Raw genomic sequence first — 18,565 nt, forward strand, 5'->3', positions numbered from 1 at the left:
CCCGGTGACGAGAAGGACGGCGGTTCCCTGATGGCCATCGATGTGATGCTCCCCTACTACGGGGATGTCGGCCACTTCAAGAAGGCCGTGGACAGTGTCCTCGGGCAGAGCTACGGGGACTTCCGGCTCATCGTGGTGGACGACGGCTACCCGGATCCGGAGCCCGCCCGCTACATGGCCGAGATCGTGGCGCGCGACCCGCGTGTGTCGTACGAGAAGAACGAGACCAACCTCGGCGCCAACGGCAACTACCGGAAGTGCGTGGAGATGGTGACCGCGCCGATCGTGGTGATCATGGGCGCCGACGACATCATGCTGTCCAACTACCTCCAGGTGGTGGCCGACGGCTTCGCCGCGGTGCCCGACGCCGCCGTGATGGAGGTGGGCGTCAGCGTGATCGACGAGCACGGCGCCCCGGTGCGGGGGTTGTCGGACTCCGTCAAGTCGTTCACCACGCCCAAGGCGGACGGGCGCACCGTGCTGCACGGCGAGAAGCTCATGACCTCCCTCATGCACGGTAACTGGACCTACTTCCCGTCGCTGGCGTGGAACTCCGAGTGGATCCGCCGCATCGGGTTCCGCGAGGGCCTGGACGTGGTGCAGGATCTGGCGCTGCTGGTCGACGTGATCACCGGTGGCGGACACATGGTCTACGACCCCACCCTGGCGTTCCTCTACCGCCGTCACTCGGCGTCCGACTCCTCGGTCCGGGCGCTGGACGGGCGCCGCTTCGACGAGGAGGCCCGGTTCTTCGCCGGCGAGGCCGACGCCTTTGCCGCCCGCGGGTGGAAGAGCGCCGAGCGGGCCGCGCGCCTGCACCTCACCTCGCGCCTCAACGCGCTGTCGCTGCTGCCGACCGCCGCCAGGGCCGGGAAGCTGGCCGAGGGCGGGAAGAAGCTGCTCGGGCACACGTTCCGCACGCGCTGACGGCCCGCCTACCGCCGCACGATCACGACCGTGGAGCCCACCTCGCGGACGTCGAACAGCGCCGGATCGGCGAACTGCCGGGGGCGGAAGACGATCTCCTCCCGGGTGTTGTTCCGCTCGAGCGGCATCACGTTGACGGTGGCGGGGAAGACCCACCGCCTCGATCCCTTCCGTTGGAGCACCAGCACGTCGGGCCCGCGGAAGGGACCCGAGTCCAGCGCGTCCGCCAGGTCCGCCGGCGAGTCGGCGTCGGCCCACGCGCGGATCTCGTCGAGCCTGGCCTCGTAGCGTCCGGCCGGGGTGGCGTAGGCCTGGGCGGGCGCCTGGAAGGTGAAGAACGGCCGGTAGGCGTACAGGGTCGGGTCCGACGTGAGCAGCACCAGGTCGGACGGCCGGCGGCCGCCGGTCATCTGGTCGATCGCCTCGAGCACGTCCGCCTGGGGCGCCGGGGCCTCGCGGGCGACTGCGGCGAAGTGCGAGTCCTCCTCCGAGACGTGCTGGACCATCTGGATCGCGGCCAGCCCGGCCAGCACCACCGCCACCGCCGCGACGCGGCCCCGCGCGTGCGGGGGCGAGGTGGACACCGCCCACCGCGCGAGAGCCAGGGCCCCGACCACGCCCGCCAGCGCGAGCGCCAGCGTGATGACCGGGATCATCCGGAACGGCAGCAGCGTGGATCCGCTGACCGTCCGCAGGCCGGACAGTGCGTACCAGCCGAGCACCGCCACGACCATCAGCGTCAGCGCCTGTGCCAGCACGAGCGCGCGGGCGGGCGCCGGTAGCGGCCAGCCCGGGGTGGAGGGGGTGGCCTCGTCGTCGTCGTTTGTTGGGGGTGGGATGGAGACGTCGCCGGTTCCGCCCCTCACCTCGCCGGTTCCGATCCGGGTGGTCACCGCCGCCGCGCCGCGGTCGGCGAGCCGGCCGGCGCCGCCCGGCCAGACCGTCACCACCACCCACCCCACGCCGATCAGGGCGAGGAGCCCGGCGGCGGACACCTCGAACACCGGCATGGGCCAGCGCGAGCCGATCTCGGGGGCGAAGTGGTTGGCCACGGAACGCTCGGTCTCCGCGCCGCCGAGCACCGCCAGCAGGTAGCGGTGCCAGAACACCAGCGCGAACGCCGCGGAGAGGCCGGCCATGCCGGCCAGGCGGGACAGCAGCGCCGCGACCACCCCGCGGTCGGCGCGGGCGAGCCAGGCGTGGCCGACGACGACGAGGCCCACGAGCACCGCCGCGAACCCCGCGATGAGCGTGTAGTCCAGGGCCGCCCACCCCAGGTAGGCGCCGATCGTCACGACCAGCGGCCACGTGGGCCCGCCGTCCGGCCGGCCCCGCGCGTGCGCGGCGGCGCGGGCGCAGAGCAGGAACGTCGCCACGACGACCTGCGGCAGCAGGCAGATGAGGATCCACGAGTACGGCTCGTAGGCGTTGGTGTGCCCGCCCACCACGGCGGTGACCACACCGAACAGCACGGCCAGGCGCGCGGGGACCAGCCAGCGCCAGGCCACGAACGCGATCGCGCCCGCGATGGCCATGGTGACGATGGCGTACGGCTTGTAGAACTCCCAGGACTCCACGCCGGTCAGCGCTGCCAGCCGGCCGCCCACCCAGAACCACTGCGGCGGGTAGAAGGGGGCGGCGTCGGCGTAGAAGGGGTCGTGGAGCGCGGGCGAGTCGGCGAAGCGCGTGACGTACGCGACGCGGTTGAGCTGATCGCCCGCGAGCCCGAACAGGTAGTGCGGCGTGCCGTGCAGGAGCAGCCCGAGGTGCGAGGAGGCCAGGAACGCGGGCCCCGCGGTCCCGAGCAGCCACAGTGCGCGGTCGCCGGTCGCCCGCCGCAGGAGCAGCCACCCCGCGAGGACCACGAACCCGGCGGCGAGGGTGGCGCCGAAGGTCTCGGGCAGCCAGCTGGGATCGGCGAACGGCAGGGCGCTCACGGCGGCCAGGGTCAGCGAACCGACGAGAGCGGCCACGACGAGTCCGGCCAGGAGTTCGGCGGCGCGCCGCGCGGTGAGGCGGGCGTCGGTCATGTGGCGGGATCCGCGGCGCGGGCGGTGGCGAGCCCGACCAGGTGCAGGGCCACGCCGACACCGGGCCCGGCGAGCAGCGCGATGGCCGAGCGCACGTCGAGCGGGCCGGGAACGGTGACGAGCAGGATCGCGGCGGCGGCCACGGCCACCCACCAGCCGGCGTTGTAGAGCAGGTGCCGGTCGAAGGCCAGGGCGGCGTTGCCCGTGACCATCAGCGCGGCGGTGCCGACGGACGCGGCGGTGAGGGCGGCCAGGACCGCCCCGGGAAGCTCGAACTCGGCGCCGAACAGCACCCGGATGAGCCACGGCCCCACCAGCCACGCGGCCCCCGCGCCCACGATGCCGACCGCCGCGACCAGGCCGAGCGGGGCGGCGAGGGCGCGCGCCCCGCCGGCCCGGCGCTGCACGAAGTAGACGATGATCGCGCTCTGGAAGCTGGTCAGCGGCACCAGGAGCGGGGCCCGGGTGAGGGTGATGGCCAGGATCACCGCGCCGACGAGGGGCGCCGGGTCGGACTCGCGCACGGTCGCGGTGACGAAGACGGGGAAGCCCACCACGAGCGCCGAGGTCCCGGCCGAGGCCAGCATCGCGGAACCGGTGTTGCGCCAGAACCTGCCGCGCGCCACGTCGAGCGCGGACCGCAGCGATTCCCGGGTCGCGGGGGAGAGCGCGACGAGCAGGATCCAGGTGAGCGTGCCCGCCACGGTGGCCACGGCGAACCCCAGCGCGGCGTCGCCGAGCGTCCACGCCACGGCCGCCGTCGCCAGGCGCAGCGCGGCGTCCACGGTGAGCAGCACCGCGTAGCCTCCCCAGCGTTCGGTGCCCGAGAGCGCTCCGGCGGTGGCGGCCTGGAGGCTGAAGCCGAGGATCCCGACGGCCATGACCGCCACGCCGACCCCGGAGAAGGTGGGCATCCCCAGGGCGGGCCAGGCCGGCGCGCTCGCCACCACGACGGCGGCCAACGCCAGCCCGAGCAGCAGCCCGGCGAGGAGCAGGCGCACGCGCGGCCCCGACGCCCGGGCGGAATCGGTCCCGGCGCCCTCCCGGGCCGAGCGGACCGCGCGGGTGGTCTCCTGCATGAGACCGTTCGCCACGCCGCCGAGCGCGAAGAACGCGCCCCAGTAGGTGGCGAAGAGCGGGAAGTCCGCCGGTCCCAGGGCGCGACCGGCGATGAGCATCACCAGGTAGCCGGAGGCGGCGGCGAACAGGGTTGCCAGGGTCAGCGCCCGCATCCCGCCCGAGGGGCCCCGCCCGGCGGTGGGCGTGGGGTCAGCCGCGGCCGGGGTCGACATCGGGCATGCCGAGGGTCGGCGGCAGCGGCTCGGAGAACAACCAGGCGTTCCACAGCGGGCGCAGGTCGAGGGTGGAGTGGTCGGCGGCCAGGTGGAGGAAGTCGTCGGTGGTCACGGTCCTGCCCGAGTACTTGGCCACCCACGCGCGGAGCAGGTCGAAGAACCTCTCGTCTCCGATCGTCAGCCGGAGCACGTGGAGGGTGAGCGCGCCCCGCTTGTAGACGCGGTCGTCGAACATGTCCTTGGGCCCGGGATCGGCCAGCAGGATGTCCTGGGGGGAGTTCTGCAGCTTGGAGTAGTAGCGCAGCGCGTGGCTCCCGGCGTCCGCGCCGCCGGAGAACTCCGTCCACAGCCACTCGGCGTAGCAGGCGAAGCCCTCGTGCAGCCAGATGTGCTTCCACTCGGCGGCGGTGACGGCGTTGCCGAACCACTGGTGGGCCAGCTCGTGGGCGATCAGGCGTTCGTCCGCGGTCCCGGACACGGCCGTGTTGCGGCCGAACGTGGACATGCCCATCGCCTCGAGGGGGATCTCCAGCTCGTCGTCGGTCACCACCACCTTGTAGCTGTCGAACGGGTACGGGCCGAACAGGTCGGTGAAGACGTCGAGCATCTCGAGCTGGCGGGCGAACGCCACGCGGAAGTCCCGCTTGAGGTCGGCGGGCAGGAACGCGTGGAACGGCACCGTCCCGCCGGCCGCCTCGAGGTGCTCGTACTGGCCGAGGTTGACCGTGACCAGGTAGGTGGAGGTCGGCTGGGGGAGGTCGAACTCCCAGGTGGTCATGCTGCCGCTGCGCTTCGTGCCCACGAGCGAGCCGGTCACCACGGCGCGGTACGGCGAATCCGTGGTGAGCCGGATGTGGAACGGCGCCTTGGAGGACGGGTGGTCGTCGCACGGGAACCAGCTGGCGGCGCCGTTGGGCTGGTTGGCCACCAGGACGCCGTCGGTGAGCTCCTCCCAGCCGACCTCGCCCCAGGCGCCCCGGATGGGCCGGGGGTTGCCGGAGTAGCGGATGGTGAGGGTGAACGCCGACCCCACGGCGAGCGGCTCGGTCGGGGTGACCGAGAGCTTGCCCCTCGGGCGCGTGTACTTGGCCACGCGCCCGCCGTTGAGCAGGACCTTGGACACCTCGAGGTGGGGGGACAGGTCCAGGTGGACGGCCTCGAGCGGCTCGGTGGCGGTGGCGGTGATCACGGCCTCGCCACGCAGGTTGTTGGAGCTCATCTTGTAGGTGAGGTCCAGCTCGTAACGGGTGACGCGGTACCCGTGGTTGCCGGCGCTGGGCAGGTAGGGGTCGACCGGATCGGTGCGGGAAGGGTTGCGGGGCGCCGTGATCTTGGCGACGAGGTCTCTCTTGACTGCCTTTAATTCCATGACCAGCGCGAGTGTAGTGGACCCGCGCCGGGGGGCCCGTGACGCGCTCCCTCGTCCCACCGGCGGGTGCGCTGCGTGTCTGCCCGGATTCCGGCCGCTCGCGCTGCGTGTCGGGTCCAGACACGCAGCGCACCCGGCCGGTGGGGTTACCCCGGTGGGTCAGCCCCGGTGGGTCAGCCCCGCCAGGGCGCGATCGGGTTGCCCTGCCAGCGGGTGCCCGCGGGGATGCGGTCGCCGCGCATGACCAGGGAGGCCGGGCCCACGGTGGAGCCTTTGCCGATCGAGGACGCGGGCAGCGTGACGCAATGGCAGCCCAGGGTGGCGCCGTCCTCGAGGTCCACGCGGTCGATCTGCATGATGCGGTCGTGGAACAGGTGCGTCTGCACCACGCAGCCGCGGTTGACGGTGGCGCCGTCACCGAGCGAGATGAGGTCGGCCTCGGGGAGCCAGTACGACTCGCACCACACGCCCCGCCCGATCCGCGAGCCCAGCAGCCGCAGCATCGCGTTGAGGATCGGCGTGCCGGTGGCGGGGCGGGCCATCCACGGGGCGGCCAGGAGTTCGACGAACGAGTCGGCGACCTCGTTGCGCCACACGAACGACGACCACAGCGGCTGCTCCCCGGCGCGGATCCTGCCCACGAACACCCATTTGGCCAGCACGGAGACGACCAGCGCCACGAGTCCGGCGTACGCGAGCGCGAGCCCGGAGGTCAGCGCGGCGGCGAGGAAGCCCCACTCCCGGTGGATCCCCTGCATCAGCACCAGGACGCTGACGAGCAGGAGGAACGAGAGCCAGACCGGGACCAGTCGCAGGGTCTCCCACGCCCCGCGGGCGGCCTTGAGACGGCGCGGGGGCTGGTAGGTGCGCCCGTCGTCGTCGCCGTCGGAGACCGTCCGGGGCAGCTTCTGCGGGGGCGAGCCCAGCCACGAGGTCCCCTTCTTGGCCTTCTGCGGAGCGGAGGAGAGCACGGCCACCAACCCGCGCGCGGGCACCTTCCGGCCCGCCGACGCGATCCCCGAGTTGCCGAGGAAGGCGCGCTTGCCGATCTGGGCCTGCTCGAGACGCATCCAGCCGGACCCCAGCTCGTAGGGCGCGACCATGGTGTCGTCGGCGAGGAAGGCCCCGTCGCGGACCGTGGTGAGCGAAGGGATGAGCAGGACGGTGGAGGCCTCGACGTCCTTGCCGATCGTCGCGCCCAGGGCGCGGAGCCAGACCGGGGTGAGCATCGAGGCGTAGAGCGGGTAGAGCCAGTTCCGGGAGGCGTCCATGATGCGCTCACTGCACCAGGCCTGCCAGGCGGTGCGGGAGTGGACCGGGTGGAAGCCCTCCGCCAGGCCCACCGAGAGCGCACGGATGGACACGAGGGTCATCGCGGCGAAGAGCACCAGCGCGAGCAGCGCACCGGGGACCGACCACAGGGCCGCGCGCAGCACCAGCTCGCCGGAGGTCCCGGCGTCCCGGGCGCCCCACGCCACCAGCGCGAGCCCGGCGGCCAGCGCGACCAGCGGCATCGCGCCCAACACCACGGCGGAGACCTGGTAGACCAGGCTCCACACCCGGTTGTGCGGGGCCGGCTCGGCAGGCCAGCTGGACCCGCGCTTGCCGCGCTTCAGCGCGGGCGAGCCCGCGTACCGCTTCCCGGCCTTCACCGAACCGACCACGGCGGAGCCGATCTCCACGTGGGCGCCGCGCCCCACCACCGCCCCCGGCATCAGCGTGGACCGGGCGCCCACCACCGCGTTCTCGCCGATCTCGACGGCGCCCACGTGCACCACGTCGCCGTCGACCCAGTACCCGGCCAGGTCCACCTCCGGCTCGATCGAGGCCCCGTCGCCCACGGTCAGCAGTCCGGTGACGGGCGGCAGGGTGTGCATGTCCACCCCGTGGCCGATCGTCGCGCCCAACAGGCGGGCGAGGGGCGTGAGCCAGCCGGCGCCCTCCAGATTGGCGGCCCCGGAGGACTCCACCAACCGCTCCGCGGCCCAGATCCGCAGGTGGACCGACCCCGCGCGCGGGTAGGTCCCCGGGGTGATCCCCGCCGTGAGGACGCGGCACAGCAGACCCGTGACCACCATCCGACCGGCGGGCAGCAGGAGCAGCACGGCCAGGATCCCCAGCGCCCACCACGACACCGGGCGGGCCCACGGGATGCCCGCGTGGGCGGCGAGGTTGTTGGCGATCCCCAGCCAGGTGAGCCACTGCAGCCCGGTGAGGGTGAGGAGCGGGACCGTGGCGAGTACCTGCAGGATCTGCGCGCCGCGGCCGACGGGCCGGACGTGCCGCGGCTCGACCTCGGCCTCGGGCTCGAGCTCGTCGAGGTAGGCCGCGAAGTCGCCGAGCCTGGACCGGTCGTAGATGTCGCCGACCGTGACGGCGGGGAAGCGCTCGCGGACCGCCACCACCACGTGCGCGGCGGCCAGCGAGCCGCCGCCGAGGGCGAAGAAGTCCTCGTCGACCCCGGAGACGTCGGCACCGAGGGCGGAGGACCACAGTTCGGCGACCCACGCGTCGGTGCCGTCGAGCTCGGTCTCGCCCGCGGAGGTCTGGGCCAGCGGCCACGGCAGCGCGGCGCGGTCCACCTTGCCGGAGGTCCGGGTGGGCAGGTCGTCGACCAGCGCCAGGCGGGGGACCACCCCGGCGGGCAGGTGCTCGCGCAGGATCCCCGCGGCGTCGGCCAGGTCGAAGGTCTCCGGCGTCTCGGCCACCAGGTAGGCCACCAGGACGGACTGGCCGGCGTCGGTCTTCTTCACCGCCGCGGCCCCCGCGCTCACGCCGGGGAGGGCGGACACCGCCGTGTCCACCTCGCCCAGCTCGAGCCGGCGGCCGCCGATCTTCACCTGGTCGTCGATGCGCCCGTTGAAGTACAGGCCGTCGGCCTCGAGGCGGACCACGTCGCCGGAGCGGTAGGCGCGCTCCCAGCCGAGGGTCTCCAGGGGGCCGTACTTCTCGGCGTCCTTCTCGGGGTCGAGGTAGCGGGCCAGCCCGACGCCGCCGATCACCAGTTCCCCGGTCTCGCCGTAGCCGACCGGCCGTCCCGCGGCGTCCACCACGGCCAGGTCCCAGCCGTCGAGCGGCAGCCCGATAGACACCTCGCCGCGGCCGTCCAGCAGGGCCGCGCAGGCCACGACCGTGGCCTCGGTGGGGCCGTAGGTGTTCCACACCTCGCGACCGTCGCCGGCGAGCCGGGCGGCGAGTTCGGGCGGGCACGCCTCGCCGCCGAGGATCACCAGGCGGATGTCGCGGAGCATCGAGTCCGGCCACATCGACGCCAGCGTCGGGACGGTGGAGATCACCGTGAGTCCGCGGTCCCGCAGCCACGGGCCCAGGTCGATCCCGGACTTGACGATCGACCGCGGCGCCGGCACGAGGCAGGCCCCGTACGCCCAGGCCAGCCACATCTCCTCGCAGGAGGCGTCGAACGCCACGGACAACCCGGCCAGCACCCGGTCGCCCGGGCCGAGCGGCGCGCCCTGCAGGAAGATGCGCGACTCGGCGTCCACGAAGGCGGCCGCGCTGCGGTGGGTCACGGCCACGCCCTTGGGCAGCCCGGTGGTGCCGGAGGTGAAGATGATCCAGCAGTCGTCCTCGACGGCGGGGCCCCGGTGGCGGGCGGGATCGGCGGGGCGGTCGGGGTCGGTGACCCGCATGCCGTCGGCGGTGTACACGGCGGCCACCTGCGCCTGGCCGAACACCAGGTCGGCGCGCTCGGCCGGGTCGTCCACGTCCACGGGGACGTACGCGGCGCCGGCGGCGAGGGTGGCCAGGATCGCCAGGTAGAGGTCCACGGTGCCCGAGGGCATGAGGATGCCCACCCGGTCGCCCGCGCCGACCCCCTGTGCGTGCATCCACCGCGCGGAGACGTGGATCTGGTCCCAGACCTGGCCGTAGCTCAGCACCCGCTCGCCGTCGTCCAGGCAGGGTGCATCCGGGTGGCGCTCGGCCGCGGCGCCGAGGACGTCGATCAACGTCCGCGGGCTGGGGGCGTGTGAGCTGCGAAGATACTGCTCAGGGATGGTGTGCACGTGCGGATGGTATCCCGGCGAGGTGAACTCACCGCGGCGGGCGCCACCGAGCTGGTTGGATGGGACGCATGACAGGGCTGCTCCGGGACCGGACCATCGTGATCGTCGGGGCGGGGCCCGGTTTCGGGCGCACCCTCGCACTGCGGGCGGCGGAGGAGGGGGCGACCGTCGTCGTCGCCGCCCGGACCTCCTCCCGGCTCGACGGGATCGTCGACGAGGTCCGGGAGGCGGGCGGGTCGGCCATCGCCGCGGCGGTCGACGCCACGGACCCGGAATCCGTACGCGCCCTTCGTGACACGGTCGCCGGCCACACCGACGCCGTCCACGGCCTGGTCTACAGCGCGTTCTCGGTGCCCAGCATGCGGCCGCTCGCGGAGACCGACCACGACCAGATCGCCCGCGGGATTGACCTGTCCGTTCTCGGCGCGCTGCGCGCGACCCAGGAGTTCACCCCGCTGCTCGAGGCGGGCGCGGGGGAGGGGAGCCCGAGTTCGGTGGTGATGATGGCCTCGGCGGTCATCCACCACTCCCGTGAGCGGTACGCCGGGTACAAGATCGCCAAGACCGCCCTGGTCGCGCTGGGCCACTCCCTGGCCACCGAGCTCGGGCCGCGCGGCATCCGCGTCAACACGGTGGCGCCCGGGTACATCCACGGTGACACCCTCACGGCGTACTTCGAGCACCTGGCCGCCAAGTACGGCGGCACGGTCGACGACGTCTACGCCCACACCGCCGCCAAGATGGACCTGCGTCGCCTGCCCACCGAGCGGGAGATCGTCGACCCGGTGCTGTTCCTGCTCTCGGACGCCGCGTCGGCCGTGACCGGTCAGACCCTCACCGTGGACTGCGGCGAGTTCCACACCTGACCGCGTCTCGGGGTCGGATGCCGGGGCTTTCCCCGATGTGGTGCGGGGCTCGGCGGAGGAGGATGGGGGTCGTCGGGGAGGAGGTTCCCGACCGTGTGACGACGACGACGAGGAGAGCGTCATGACCAACGACCCGGGAATCGGGACCAGGCGACTGGAACGGTCCTCCGACCGCTGGATCGGCGGGGTGTGCGGCGGGCTGGCCGGGTACTTCGGCGTGGACCCGGTGGTGGTCCGCATCCTGTTCGTGGCATCGCTGCTGCTGCCGGGCCCGCAGGTGCTGCTGTACGTGATCATGTGGATCGTCATGCCTGACGCCCGCGCCTGAGCGGGCTTTGGCATGCTTGGCGCATGACCAACCCCAGCACCGCCGCCGCGCCCGGCGAGTACGCCTCCGTCCGCATCGACAGGGGTGCCCGCCACCCGCACGTCGCGCAGGTGACGCTGATCGGGCCCGGCCCGAACAACGGCATGGGCCCGGACTTCTGGGCGGAGATGCCCCGCGTCATGGCCGAACTCGACGCCGACCCGGACGTCCGGGCCGCGGTGATCGCCGGGCAGGGCCGCAACTTCACGTACGGCCTGGACCTCATGGCGATGATGCCGCAGTTCATGGAGTTCCTGCCCGCGGACTCGACGCCGGACGCCTCCCGCAACGAGCGGATCCTGGACTTCGTGGAGACGATGCGACAGGCGGTGGACGCGGTCGCCTCGGCCCGGACCCCCACCGTGGCCGCCGTGCAGGGCCGCTGCATCGGCGGAGGCATGGACCTCATCTCGGCCTGCGACGTCCGCCACGGCTCGGCCGACTCGACGTACTCGGTCCGCGAGGTCAAGGTGGGCATCGTCGCCGACATGGGCTCGCTCGGGCGCCTGCCGTACATCATCGGCTCGGGCCTGACCCGCGAGCTGGCGCTGACCGGTCGCGACATCGACGCCGAGACGGCGCTGCGGTACGGGCTGGTCACCCACGTGGCCGAGGACGCCGCCGGGGTGCTCGACTCCGCCCACGCCACGGCCGCGGAGATCGCGGACAACCCGCCGCTGGTCGTGCGCGGCACGCGCGAGGTGCTGGGCCGGGCGATCGACGGGCCGATCTACGAGTCCAACCGGTACGTCGCCACGTGGAACGCGGGCTTCCTGGCGTCGGCGGACATGATGGAGGCGATCGGGTCGACGCTGGAGAAGCGCGAGGCCAGGTACACCGGCCGCTGACCCGACCAGGCTCCGCCCGGCCCGACCCGGCCCGGGCCCGCCGTGGCGGCGGTCAGCGGGCGGGGGCCGGCTCCCGCCCGGCGGCCGGGTCGGCCTCGCCCGCCGGGGCCTGCGCCGCGAGCTTCTCGCCCTCGATGTCGACCCTGGGCAGGAGGCGGTCCAGCCACCGCGGCAGCCACCACGCCCTGTCGCCGATGAGGTACATCAGCGACGGCATGATCACCATCCGCACGACAAAGGCGTCGAAGAACACCGCCGCCGCGAGCGCGAAGCCCATGGTCTTGATGAACGCCAAGTCCATGAGGATGAAGCCGCCGAACACGCTGATCATGATCACCGCGGCGGCGCTGACCACGCGGGCGCCGTACTTGTAGCCGTGGACCACGGCGTCGCTCGCGGACTCGCCGTGGGAGTAGGCCTCTCGCATCCGGGAGACCAGGAACACCTGGTAGTCCATGGCGAGGCCGAACACCAGGCCGATGAGGATGATCGGCAGGAAGCTGATGATCGGGTTGCCCTCGATCATCCCGAACCACCCCCACTGGAAGATCGCCACGGTGGCGCCGAGGGTCGCCAGGACCGAGAGCAGGAAGCCCAGCGCGGCGGTGAGCGGGACGACGATCGAGCGGAACACCAGCATGAGCAGCAGGAACGCCAGCCCGACGACGATCGCCAGGTACGGCACGAGGGCGTCGGAGAGCCGCTCGGACACGTCCGACTGGATGGCGGTCAGCCCGGTGATGCCGTAGTCCGCGCCGGTCTCGGCGGTGTACGCCCCGGCGTGGTCCCGCATCGTGTGCAGGAGGTCCTCGGTGGCCGCGTCGGTCGGGCCGGTGGAGGGGTAGACGAGGATCTGGGCGGTGTCGGCGGTGAGCGGATCCGCCGGGTCGCCGTTGGTGAGGACGACCTGGGCGTTGGCCATGCCGTCCATCGCCCGGAAGTCGCCCGCGGCGGTCTGGAAGGCGTCCGCGCGGTCCGCGGCGGGTATCCCGGTGGCGTCGACGATCGCGAGCAGGGGGGCGTTGGCGCCCGGGCCGAATCCGCGTTCGAGCAGGTCGGAGGCGTCGCGGGCCGGGGTGCCCCGGTCCATGGTGGTGTCCGAGGGGAGCGCGAGGCGCATCGAGCCCACCGGGACGGCGAGGAGGGCCAGGACGACGATGCCGCCGGCCAGGCCGATCCACGGCTTGGCCCGCATGGCCTTGGCAAAGCGCTCGCCGGCGGTGTGGACGCCCTCGTCCTCCGGGTCCGGGGCGGTCACCCCGGGCACCTTCCCCGAGAACGCCCGGCCCTTGAGCGCGCCGAACAGGGCGGGCAGCAGGGTGAGCGCGATGAGCACGGAGACCACGACCGCGCCCGCGGCCGCCAGCGCCATGACGGACAGGAACGGGATCCCGACGACGGTCAGGGCGACCAGGGCGATGAACACGGTGAGCCCGGCAAAGACGACGGCGGAGCCGGCGGTGCCGACCGCCCGCCCGGCGGCGTGTGACCTGTCGTCGGTGAGCCTGATCTCGTGCTTGTACCGGCTCGCGATGAACAGGGAGTAGTCGATCGCCACGGCCAGGCCGAGCATCGTGGCGAGGATCGGGGTCGTGTCGTTGACCTCGATGGTGCCCGAGAGCGCGTGCACGGACAGCACGGCGATCCCCACACCGACGATCGCGGTGACGATGGGCAGGCCGGCCGCGGCGATCGAGCCGAAGGTGATGGCCAGGACGATCAGGGCCACGACGATGCCGATGATCTCCGAGGTGAAGCCGATGCCGCCCATGTCCTGGGCCGCGGGGCCGTTGTAGGCCACCTCGAGTCCCAGGTCCTCACCGGTGGCGGCGACCGCCCGCAGCGCCTCGCGCTGCTCGTCGGTCACGTCGACCGCGGACGGGGTGCCCGCGGTGTCGAAGCCCGCCCGGACCGAGTACACGGACTCGTCGGGGGAGAGCGGGGAGACCGTCGCCGCGTCCTTCTCCGCCTGCGCGCGGTCGCCTCCGGCGGCGGTCGTCTGGTCGATCAGCCCGTCGGACTGGGCCCTCACCGCGGTGACCCACGGCCGGTCGCCGGGGTCCCCGCCGTCGAGGGCCTCCGCGGGAAGCCCGAGGGTGCCGACGGCGGTGGGGGCGGCGAGCCCCGGGATGTCCCGGATCGCGTCGAGGACGCGGGCCACCTTCTCCTGGTTCTCCGCGGAGGTGAGGGGGGTCGAGTCCGCCGTCGCGATGACCACGGTGAAGGTGGGCGCCGTCTGGGGGTCCCCGCCGGACTCGGACGGGAACCGCTCGGTGAGCAGGGTCTGCGCCCGCTCGGACGGGATGCCGGGGATGGAGAACGTGCTGGAGGCGGGCGCGGAGAACGCCGCCGCGAGTCCGCCGACCACGGCGAGGACGGCCAGCCACGCGCCGATCACGAGCGGCCAGCGCCGGAACGACCCGCGTCCGACGCGGTAGAGGAAGGAAGCCATGTGGTGCTCCTAGGTGGGGGAGTCGGTCGGTGGTGCGGCTACGAGCAGCGGCAGCGCGGAGAACGCCTCGTCGAGCAGGCGGTCCTGGGTGCGATCGGGGAAGTCCGGCGAGGCGTGGAGCCGGATGACCGTCACCGCGATCGTGAAGGTGATCTGCGTGACGACGTGCGGGATCGCGGAGGTGGCCGGGTCCAGCCCGAGCCGGCGGGCGGCCTCCACGACGCCCTCGACGCCGACCTCGGGGTGGTTGTCCTCGAGGTAGCGGCGCAGGTCGGGGTTGGATTCGATCGCGTCGATGAGCGCGTTGAGCCCCGCCACGTTCCCGCGGTGCCGGTCGAGCATGGTGCGCCACGCGTCCCGCAGGGCGTCCGCGCAGCTCGCCGAGTCGGGCTGCGCGCGGAGCTCGGCGTTGTACTCGGCGATGAGGTCGGCCGCGAGATGCGTGAGTGCGGCGGCCTTGCCGGGGAAGTAGTTGTGGAACGTCCGGACCGAGACCCCCGCGGCGTGGGCTATCGCGTCGACGGTGGTGGCCTCGTAGCCGCGCTCGCTCACCAGCGCCATGGTGGCGTCGGAGAGCGCGGCGCGGGTCTGTTCCTTCTTGGCCTCGCGCAGCCCGCGGGGTTTGAGGAAGTCGGGGGTCACCCGATCCACCGTACGGATTCTGCATGGCCGTGCAAAGTTGCAGAGGGCTGAAATGACCGTGATCGTGGTCACGTCACCTTGCGGCCCCGGCCGTGCCACGGACGCGACACGGCCCCGGCACGATGGTCGCGCCGGGGCCGTGTCGGGGCGCCCGGTGGTGGGGGCCGAGCGCCGAGGGCGGGTCAGCCGCGGAAGGGCTCCGCCTTGTCCTCGGGGTTGTTCTTGAAGTTCTCGACGCCCTCCACGACGAGCTTCTCGCCCCAGGCCTTGTCCTTCCATTCGCCCGGGGTGACGTGCTTGCCGGGCTCGAGGTCCTTGTAGTGGAGGAAGAAGTGCTCGATCGCCTTGAGCTCGAACTCGGGCACGTCGCCGACGTCCTGGATGTGGTCCCAGCGCGGGTCGCCGTTGGGGACGCAGAGCAGCTTGTCGTCGCCGCCGGCCTCGTCGGACATCGTGTAGACGCCCACGATGCGCGAGTTGACGATCACGCCCGGGAAGACCGACTCGTCGAGGAGCACCAGCGCATCGCACGGGTCGCCGTCGTCGGCGAGGGTCTGGTCGATGTAGCCGTAGTCGGCGGGGTAGCCCATCGAGGTGTAGAGGAAGCGGTCGAGATAGATCTTCCCGGTCTCGTGGTGGATCTCGTACTTATTGCGCGAGCCCTTGGGGATCTCGATGGTCACTTCGACGGACACTGGCGTACCTCGCTGATCGTCATTTTCCGGGCCCCGGACGCTCTCCCGGGCGATTCGGACCGATTCTAATGGGCCGTCCCGTGCCGGGGGTGTCCGGCGTCACGGCGGCGGCTAGCGTGGGGGCGGACGACGCGCGATCCGGGGCCTTCCGGGGCGGGCCGAAACGAGGAGGGTGGGGGTCCGTGACCGAGCGGGGCGTGTGGCGCGGGCGGGGCCCGACCTGGCGGATCGGGGTGGTGCTCGTCCTGGTCGCCCTCCTGGTGGCCGGCCTCGTCGCGGCGGCGCTCATCACGGTCGTCGACGGCGGACCCCGCGGGGAGCCGACCGACCCGGCGCCCGCGGCCCCGCCTCCCTCCCCCGGGCTCATCGCCGCGGACGCCGCCGCTCCCGCCCCGGACCCCGCCGCCCTCGAGCAGATCCTCGGCCCCCTCGCGTCGACGCCCGCCGTCGGCGACCTCGCCGCCAGCGTCGTGGACGACGCGACCGGTCGGGTGCTGTGGGAGCGGCGTCCCCGGGACGCGCGGGTCCCGGCCTCGACGGTCAAGCTCCTCACGGCCGTCGCGGCGCTGAGCCGACTGCCCGGGGACGCGCGCGTGGACACGGTGTTCGAGCGCGGCGCGGAGCCCGACACCCTGGTCGTGGTCCCCGGCGGCGACCCCACCATGTCCGGCGGCGGGGAGCCCGGCCCGCTCTTCCCGGGGGCCACCACCGTCACGCGGGCCGCCGAGGTGATCCGCGGGGCGGGCGTCGCGCCCGCGCGCATCGTCGTGGCCCCGGGCCCCTACACCGGGCCGGGGCTGGGCCCCGGGTGGTCGCCGGCCGACGTCGCGGCGGGCAACATCGCGCCGGTCGAGGCCTGGATGCTCGACTCCGGCCGCCTCGACCCGGCCGACGAGTACTCGCCCCGCACCGCCGAGCCCGCCCTGGCGGCCGGGCGCGCCCTGGCCCGCGAACTGGGCGTGGACCCGGCCCTCGTCCGGGTTTCGGCCGAACCCGTGGAGACCACCGGTGAGATCGGCCGAGTCTCGTCGGCGCCGCTGACCGACCGCCTGCGGTCCATGCTGGTCTACTCCGACAACGTCCTGGCCGAGTCGATCTGCCGCGAGGTGGCGCTCGCCCGCCACCCGGACGTCCCGGTCGACTTCACGGCCGGGACGACCGCGGTCGTCGAGACCCTGGCCGAGCGCGGGATCGACATGTCCGGGGTCCGGCTGGACGACTGCTCGGGCATGAGCCCCGGCGACCGGCTCTCCGCGGCCGTCCTCACCGACGTCCTGCGCACCGCCGCCGCGCCGGACGCCACCCGGGAGATGCGCGACCTGCTCGACACGCTGCCGGTGGCCGCCGGCTCGGGGACGCTCTCCGACCGCTTCGACGGCCCCGCCGCCCCCGGCGCGGGCTGGGTGCGCGCCAAGACCGGGACGCTCGCCGGGACCAGCGCCCTCGCCGGGACCGTCACCAGCGCCGACGGGCGCTCCATGAGCTTCGCGCTGCTGTCCTCCGGCACCGACCCCGCCGCCGCCCGGCCCGTCCTGGACCGGATCGCCGCCTCGCTGAGAACCTGTGGCTGCCGCTAGCGGCGCCGACTGGACCGGGCCCGCCTGGCGGGTCCGCGCGGCCGTGCGGGCGTTCCGCCGGGCGTACCCGGGGGTCGGCGACGAGGTCTGCGTGGCGCTGTCGGGGGGCGCTGACTCGCTGGCCCTCACCGCGGCTGCGGCCGCCGAGTTCGCCGAGGTGACGGCGCTCGTCGTGGACCACGGCCTGCAGCCGGGCTCGGGCGAGGTGGCCCGGGATGCGGCCGCCGCGGCGCGCGGGCTCGGCGTGGGGGCGCGGGTCCTCGTCGTCGTGGTCACCCCCGACGGCACCGGCCCCGAGGCCGCCGCCCGCAGCGCGCGGTACGCCGCGCTCGACGCCGCGCGCGACGGCCGGCCCGTCCTGCTCGCCCACACCCTCGACGACCAGGCCGAGACCGTCCTGCTGGGCCTGGGCCGCGGCTCCGGCGCGCGCTCGTTGCGCGGGATGGCGGCCTGGGACGCGCCGTGGGGCCGCCCGCTGCTCGGGGTCCGCACCGCCGACACCCGCGAGGCCTGCCGCGCGCTCGGCCTGGACTGGTGGGAGGACCCGCACAACGTCGACCCCGCCTTCACGCGCGTCCGGCTCCGCCGCGAGGTGCTCCCGCTGCTCGAGGACGTCCTCGGCGGCGGCGTCGCCGAGGGGTTGGCCCGGACCGCGGAACTGCTCCGGGGCGACGACGACGAGCTGGACCGACTCGCCGCCGCCGTGTCCGTCGCCCCCGACGGCACCCTGGACGTCGCCGTGCTGGAGCCGCTCGCGCGCGCGGTGCTGACCCGGGTCCTGCGCCGCTGGCTCCTGGGGCGGGGGGTGCCCTCGCCCACATACGCGCAGATTACGGCCATCGCCGCGCTCGTCACGGACTGGCGGGGGGAGGGGGGCGGCGCGGGGGGGGGCGGCGGGGGGGGGGGGGGGGGGGGGGGCGGGGGGGCGGGGGGGGGGGGGGCCGGGGGGGGGGGGGGGGGGGCGCGCGGGGGGCCGGCCCGCCCAGCCCCGCCATGCCGTACATGCCCGCGACGCCGGCCATGCCGGCCATGCCGGCCATCGCCGCCTGTCGCAGATCGGTCTCGCACGGCGTCGGCGGATGGTACAGATCGTCTGGAAAGACGAGATCGATCACCTTGCGATACAGCCCGTCGTAGCGATTGATGATCTCGACATATTCCTTGCTTTTCTTCAGCCGCTTCAGCACCAGGGCGTAGCCGTAGGCCGTCGGCTCCTTGGGATGCCAGGCCACGGCGCGGCGGAACCATTCGTGCGCCACCTCGAACTGGCAGGAATTATAGGCGTACCAGGCCAGCGCCTGCGCCCCCTGCCCCGAGGTCGTCTCCATCGCCACCTGGCCGTAGCGCAACAGGCGCGCCGGCTCGATATAGGGCGGGATCGGCTTGGACAGGACGCGTTCCGCAACGCCGCGTAAAACGAGGGGGTGACTGGCCCGCGGCGCCCCGCCGGCGCGGGCGGCTCCCGCCCCCCC

General features: G+C 73.7%; 13 protein-coding genes. 6 read left to right on the forward strand and 7 right to left on the reverse strand.

Annotated elements, in window-relative coordinates; genetic code table 11:
- Positions 1-30: 30 nt before the first annotated feature.
- Positions 31-927 carry a glycosyltransferase family 2 protein gene (locus Q0444_RS00790; RefSeq protein ID WP_291086165.1) on the forward strand — a complete coding sequence of 299 codons (897 nt, stop codon included), beginning with the start codon at positions 31-33 and terminating at the stop codon, positions 925-927.
- A gap of 8 nt (positions 928-935) precedes the next feature.
- Here Q0444_RS00790 and Q0444_RS00795 read toward each other — a convergent pair whose 3' ends face one another.
- The 4 genes from Q0444_RS00795 to Q0444_RS00810 form a co-directional block, all read right to left on the reverse strand.
- On the reverse strand, positions 936-2,957 hold the full coding sequence (locus tag Q0444_RS00795; RefSeq protein WP_299020622.1) for an arabinofuranosyltransferase: 2,022 nt from the start codon (positions 2,955-2,957) through the stop codon (positions 936-938).
- Complete coding sequence (locus tag Q0444_RS00800; RefSeq protein ID WP_291086157.1) at positions 2,954-4,249, reverse strand: polysaccharide biosynthesis protein; 1,296 nt, start codon at positions 4,247-4,249, stop codon at positions 2,954-2,956. Before Q0444_RS00800 ends, Q0444_RS00795 begins: the two co-directional genes overlap by 4 nt.
- The gene (locus Q0444_RS00805) at positions 4,227-5,621 is read right to left on the reverse strand and encodes a M1 family metallopeptidase (protein ID WP_291086154.1); all 1,395 of its coding nucleotides are present in this window, start codon (positions 5,619-5,621) and stop codon (positions 4,227-4,229) included. Before Q0444_RS00805 ends, Q0444_RS00800 begins: the two co-directional genes overlap by 23 nt.
- Positions 5,622-5,794: 173 nt before the next feature.
- Positions 5,795-9,646 carry a Pls/PosA family non-ribosomal peptide synthetase gene (locus Q0444_RS00810; protein WP_299020625.1) on the reverse strand — a complete coding sequence of 1,284 codons (3,852 nt, stop codon included), beginning with the start codon at positions 9,644-9,646 and terminating at the stop codon, positions 5,795-5,797.
- Positions 9,647-9,714: 68 nt separating this feature from the next.
- Between Q0444_RS00810 and Q0444_RS00815 the strand changes: the two genes are divergently transcribed.
- The 3 genes from Q0444_RS00815 (at position 9,715) to Q0444_RS00825 (ending at position 11,727) form a co-directional block, all read left to right on the forward strand.
- Positions 9,715-10,512, forward strand: coding sequence for an SDR family oxidoreductase (locus Q0444_RS00815; protein WP_291086145.1), 798 nt, complete (start codon positions 9,715-9,717; stop codon positions 10,510-10,512).
- Between the two features lie 121 nt (positions 10,513-10,633).
- Positions 10,634-10,840, forward strand: coding sequence for a PspC domain-containing protein (locus tag Q0444_RS00820; RefSeq protein ID WP_291086142.1), 207 nt, complete (start codon positions 10,634-10,636; stop codon positions 10,838-10,840).
- Positions 10,841-10,863: 23 nt separating this feature from the next.
- Complete coding sequence (locus Q0444_RS00825; RefSeq protein ID WP_291086139.1) at positions 10,864-11,727, forward strand: crotonase/enoyl-CoA hydratase family protein; 864 nt, start codon at positions 10,864-10,866, stop codon at positions 11,725-11,727.
- Positions 11,728-11,779: 52 nt separating this feature from the next.
- On the opposite strand, the gene Q0444_RS00830 is transcribed toward Q0444_RS00825, so the two are convergent.
- From Q0444_RS00830 to Q0444_RS00840, 3 genes are all read right to left on the reverse strand, one after another.
- Positions 11,780-14,179, reverse strand: a complete 2,400-nt coding sequence (locus Q0444_RS00830; RefSeq protein WP_299020628.1) for an MMPL family transporter — start codon at positions 14,177-14,179, stop codon at positions 11,780-11,782.
- Positions 14,180-14,188: 9 nt separating this feature from the next.
- Positions 14,189-14,821 carry a TetR/AcrR family transcriptional regulator gene (locus tag Q0444_RS00835; RefSeq protein WP_291086133.1) on the reverse strand — a complete coding sequence of 211 codons (633 nt, stop codon included), beginning with the start codon at positions 14,819-14,821 and terminating at the stop codon, positions 14,189-14,191.
- Positions 14,822-15,003: 182 nt separating this feature from the next.
- Positions 15,004-15,516: an inorganic diphosphatase gene (locus Q0444_RS00840; RefSeq protein ID WP_291086131.1), complete on the reverse strand. Its 513-nt coding sequence runs from the start codon at positions 15,514-15,516 to the stop codon at positions 15,004-15,006.
- A 182-nt stretch (positions 15,517-15,698) separates the two neighbouring features.
- Here Q0444_RS00840 and dacB point away from each other — a divergent pair, with 182 nt between their 5' ends.
- The gene (dacB, locus tag Q0444_RS00845; protein WP_291086129.1) at positions 15,699-17,093 is read left to right on the forward strand and encodes a D-alanyl-D-alanine carboxypeptidase/D-alanyl-D-alanine-endopeptidase; all 1,395 of its coding nucleotides are present in this window, start codon (positions 15,699-15,701) and stop codon (positions 17,091-17,093) included.
- Positions 17,080-18,237 (forward strand): tRNA lysidine(34) synthetase TilS, encoded by a 1,158-nt coding sequence (gene tilS, locus Q0444_RS00850; RefSeq protein ID WP_299020633.1) that lies wholly within the window; start codon positions 17,080-17,082, stop codon positions 18,235-18,237. The genes dacB and tilS overlap by 14 nt, the downstream gene beginning before the upstream one ends.
- The last annotated feature ends 328 nt before the right edge of the window (positions 18,238-18,565 follow it).

The organism is uncultured Dietzia sp. (assembly GCF_937873725.1).
GTDB lineage: Bacteria > Actinomycetota > Actinomycetes > Mycobacteriales > Mycobacteriaceae > Dietzia.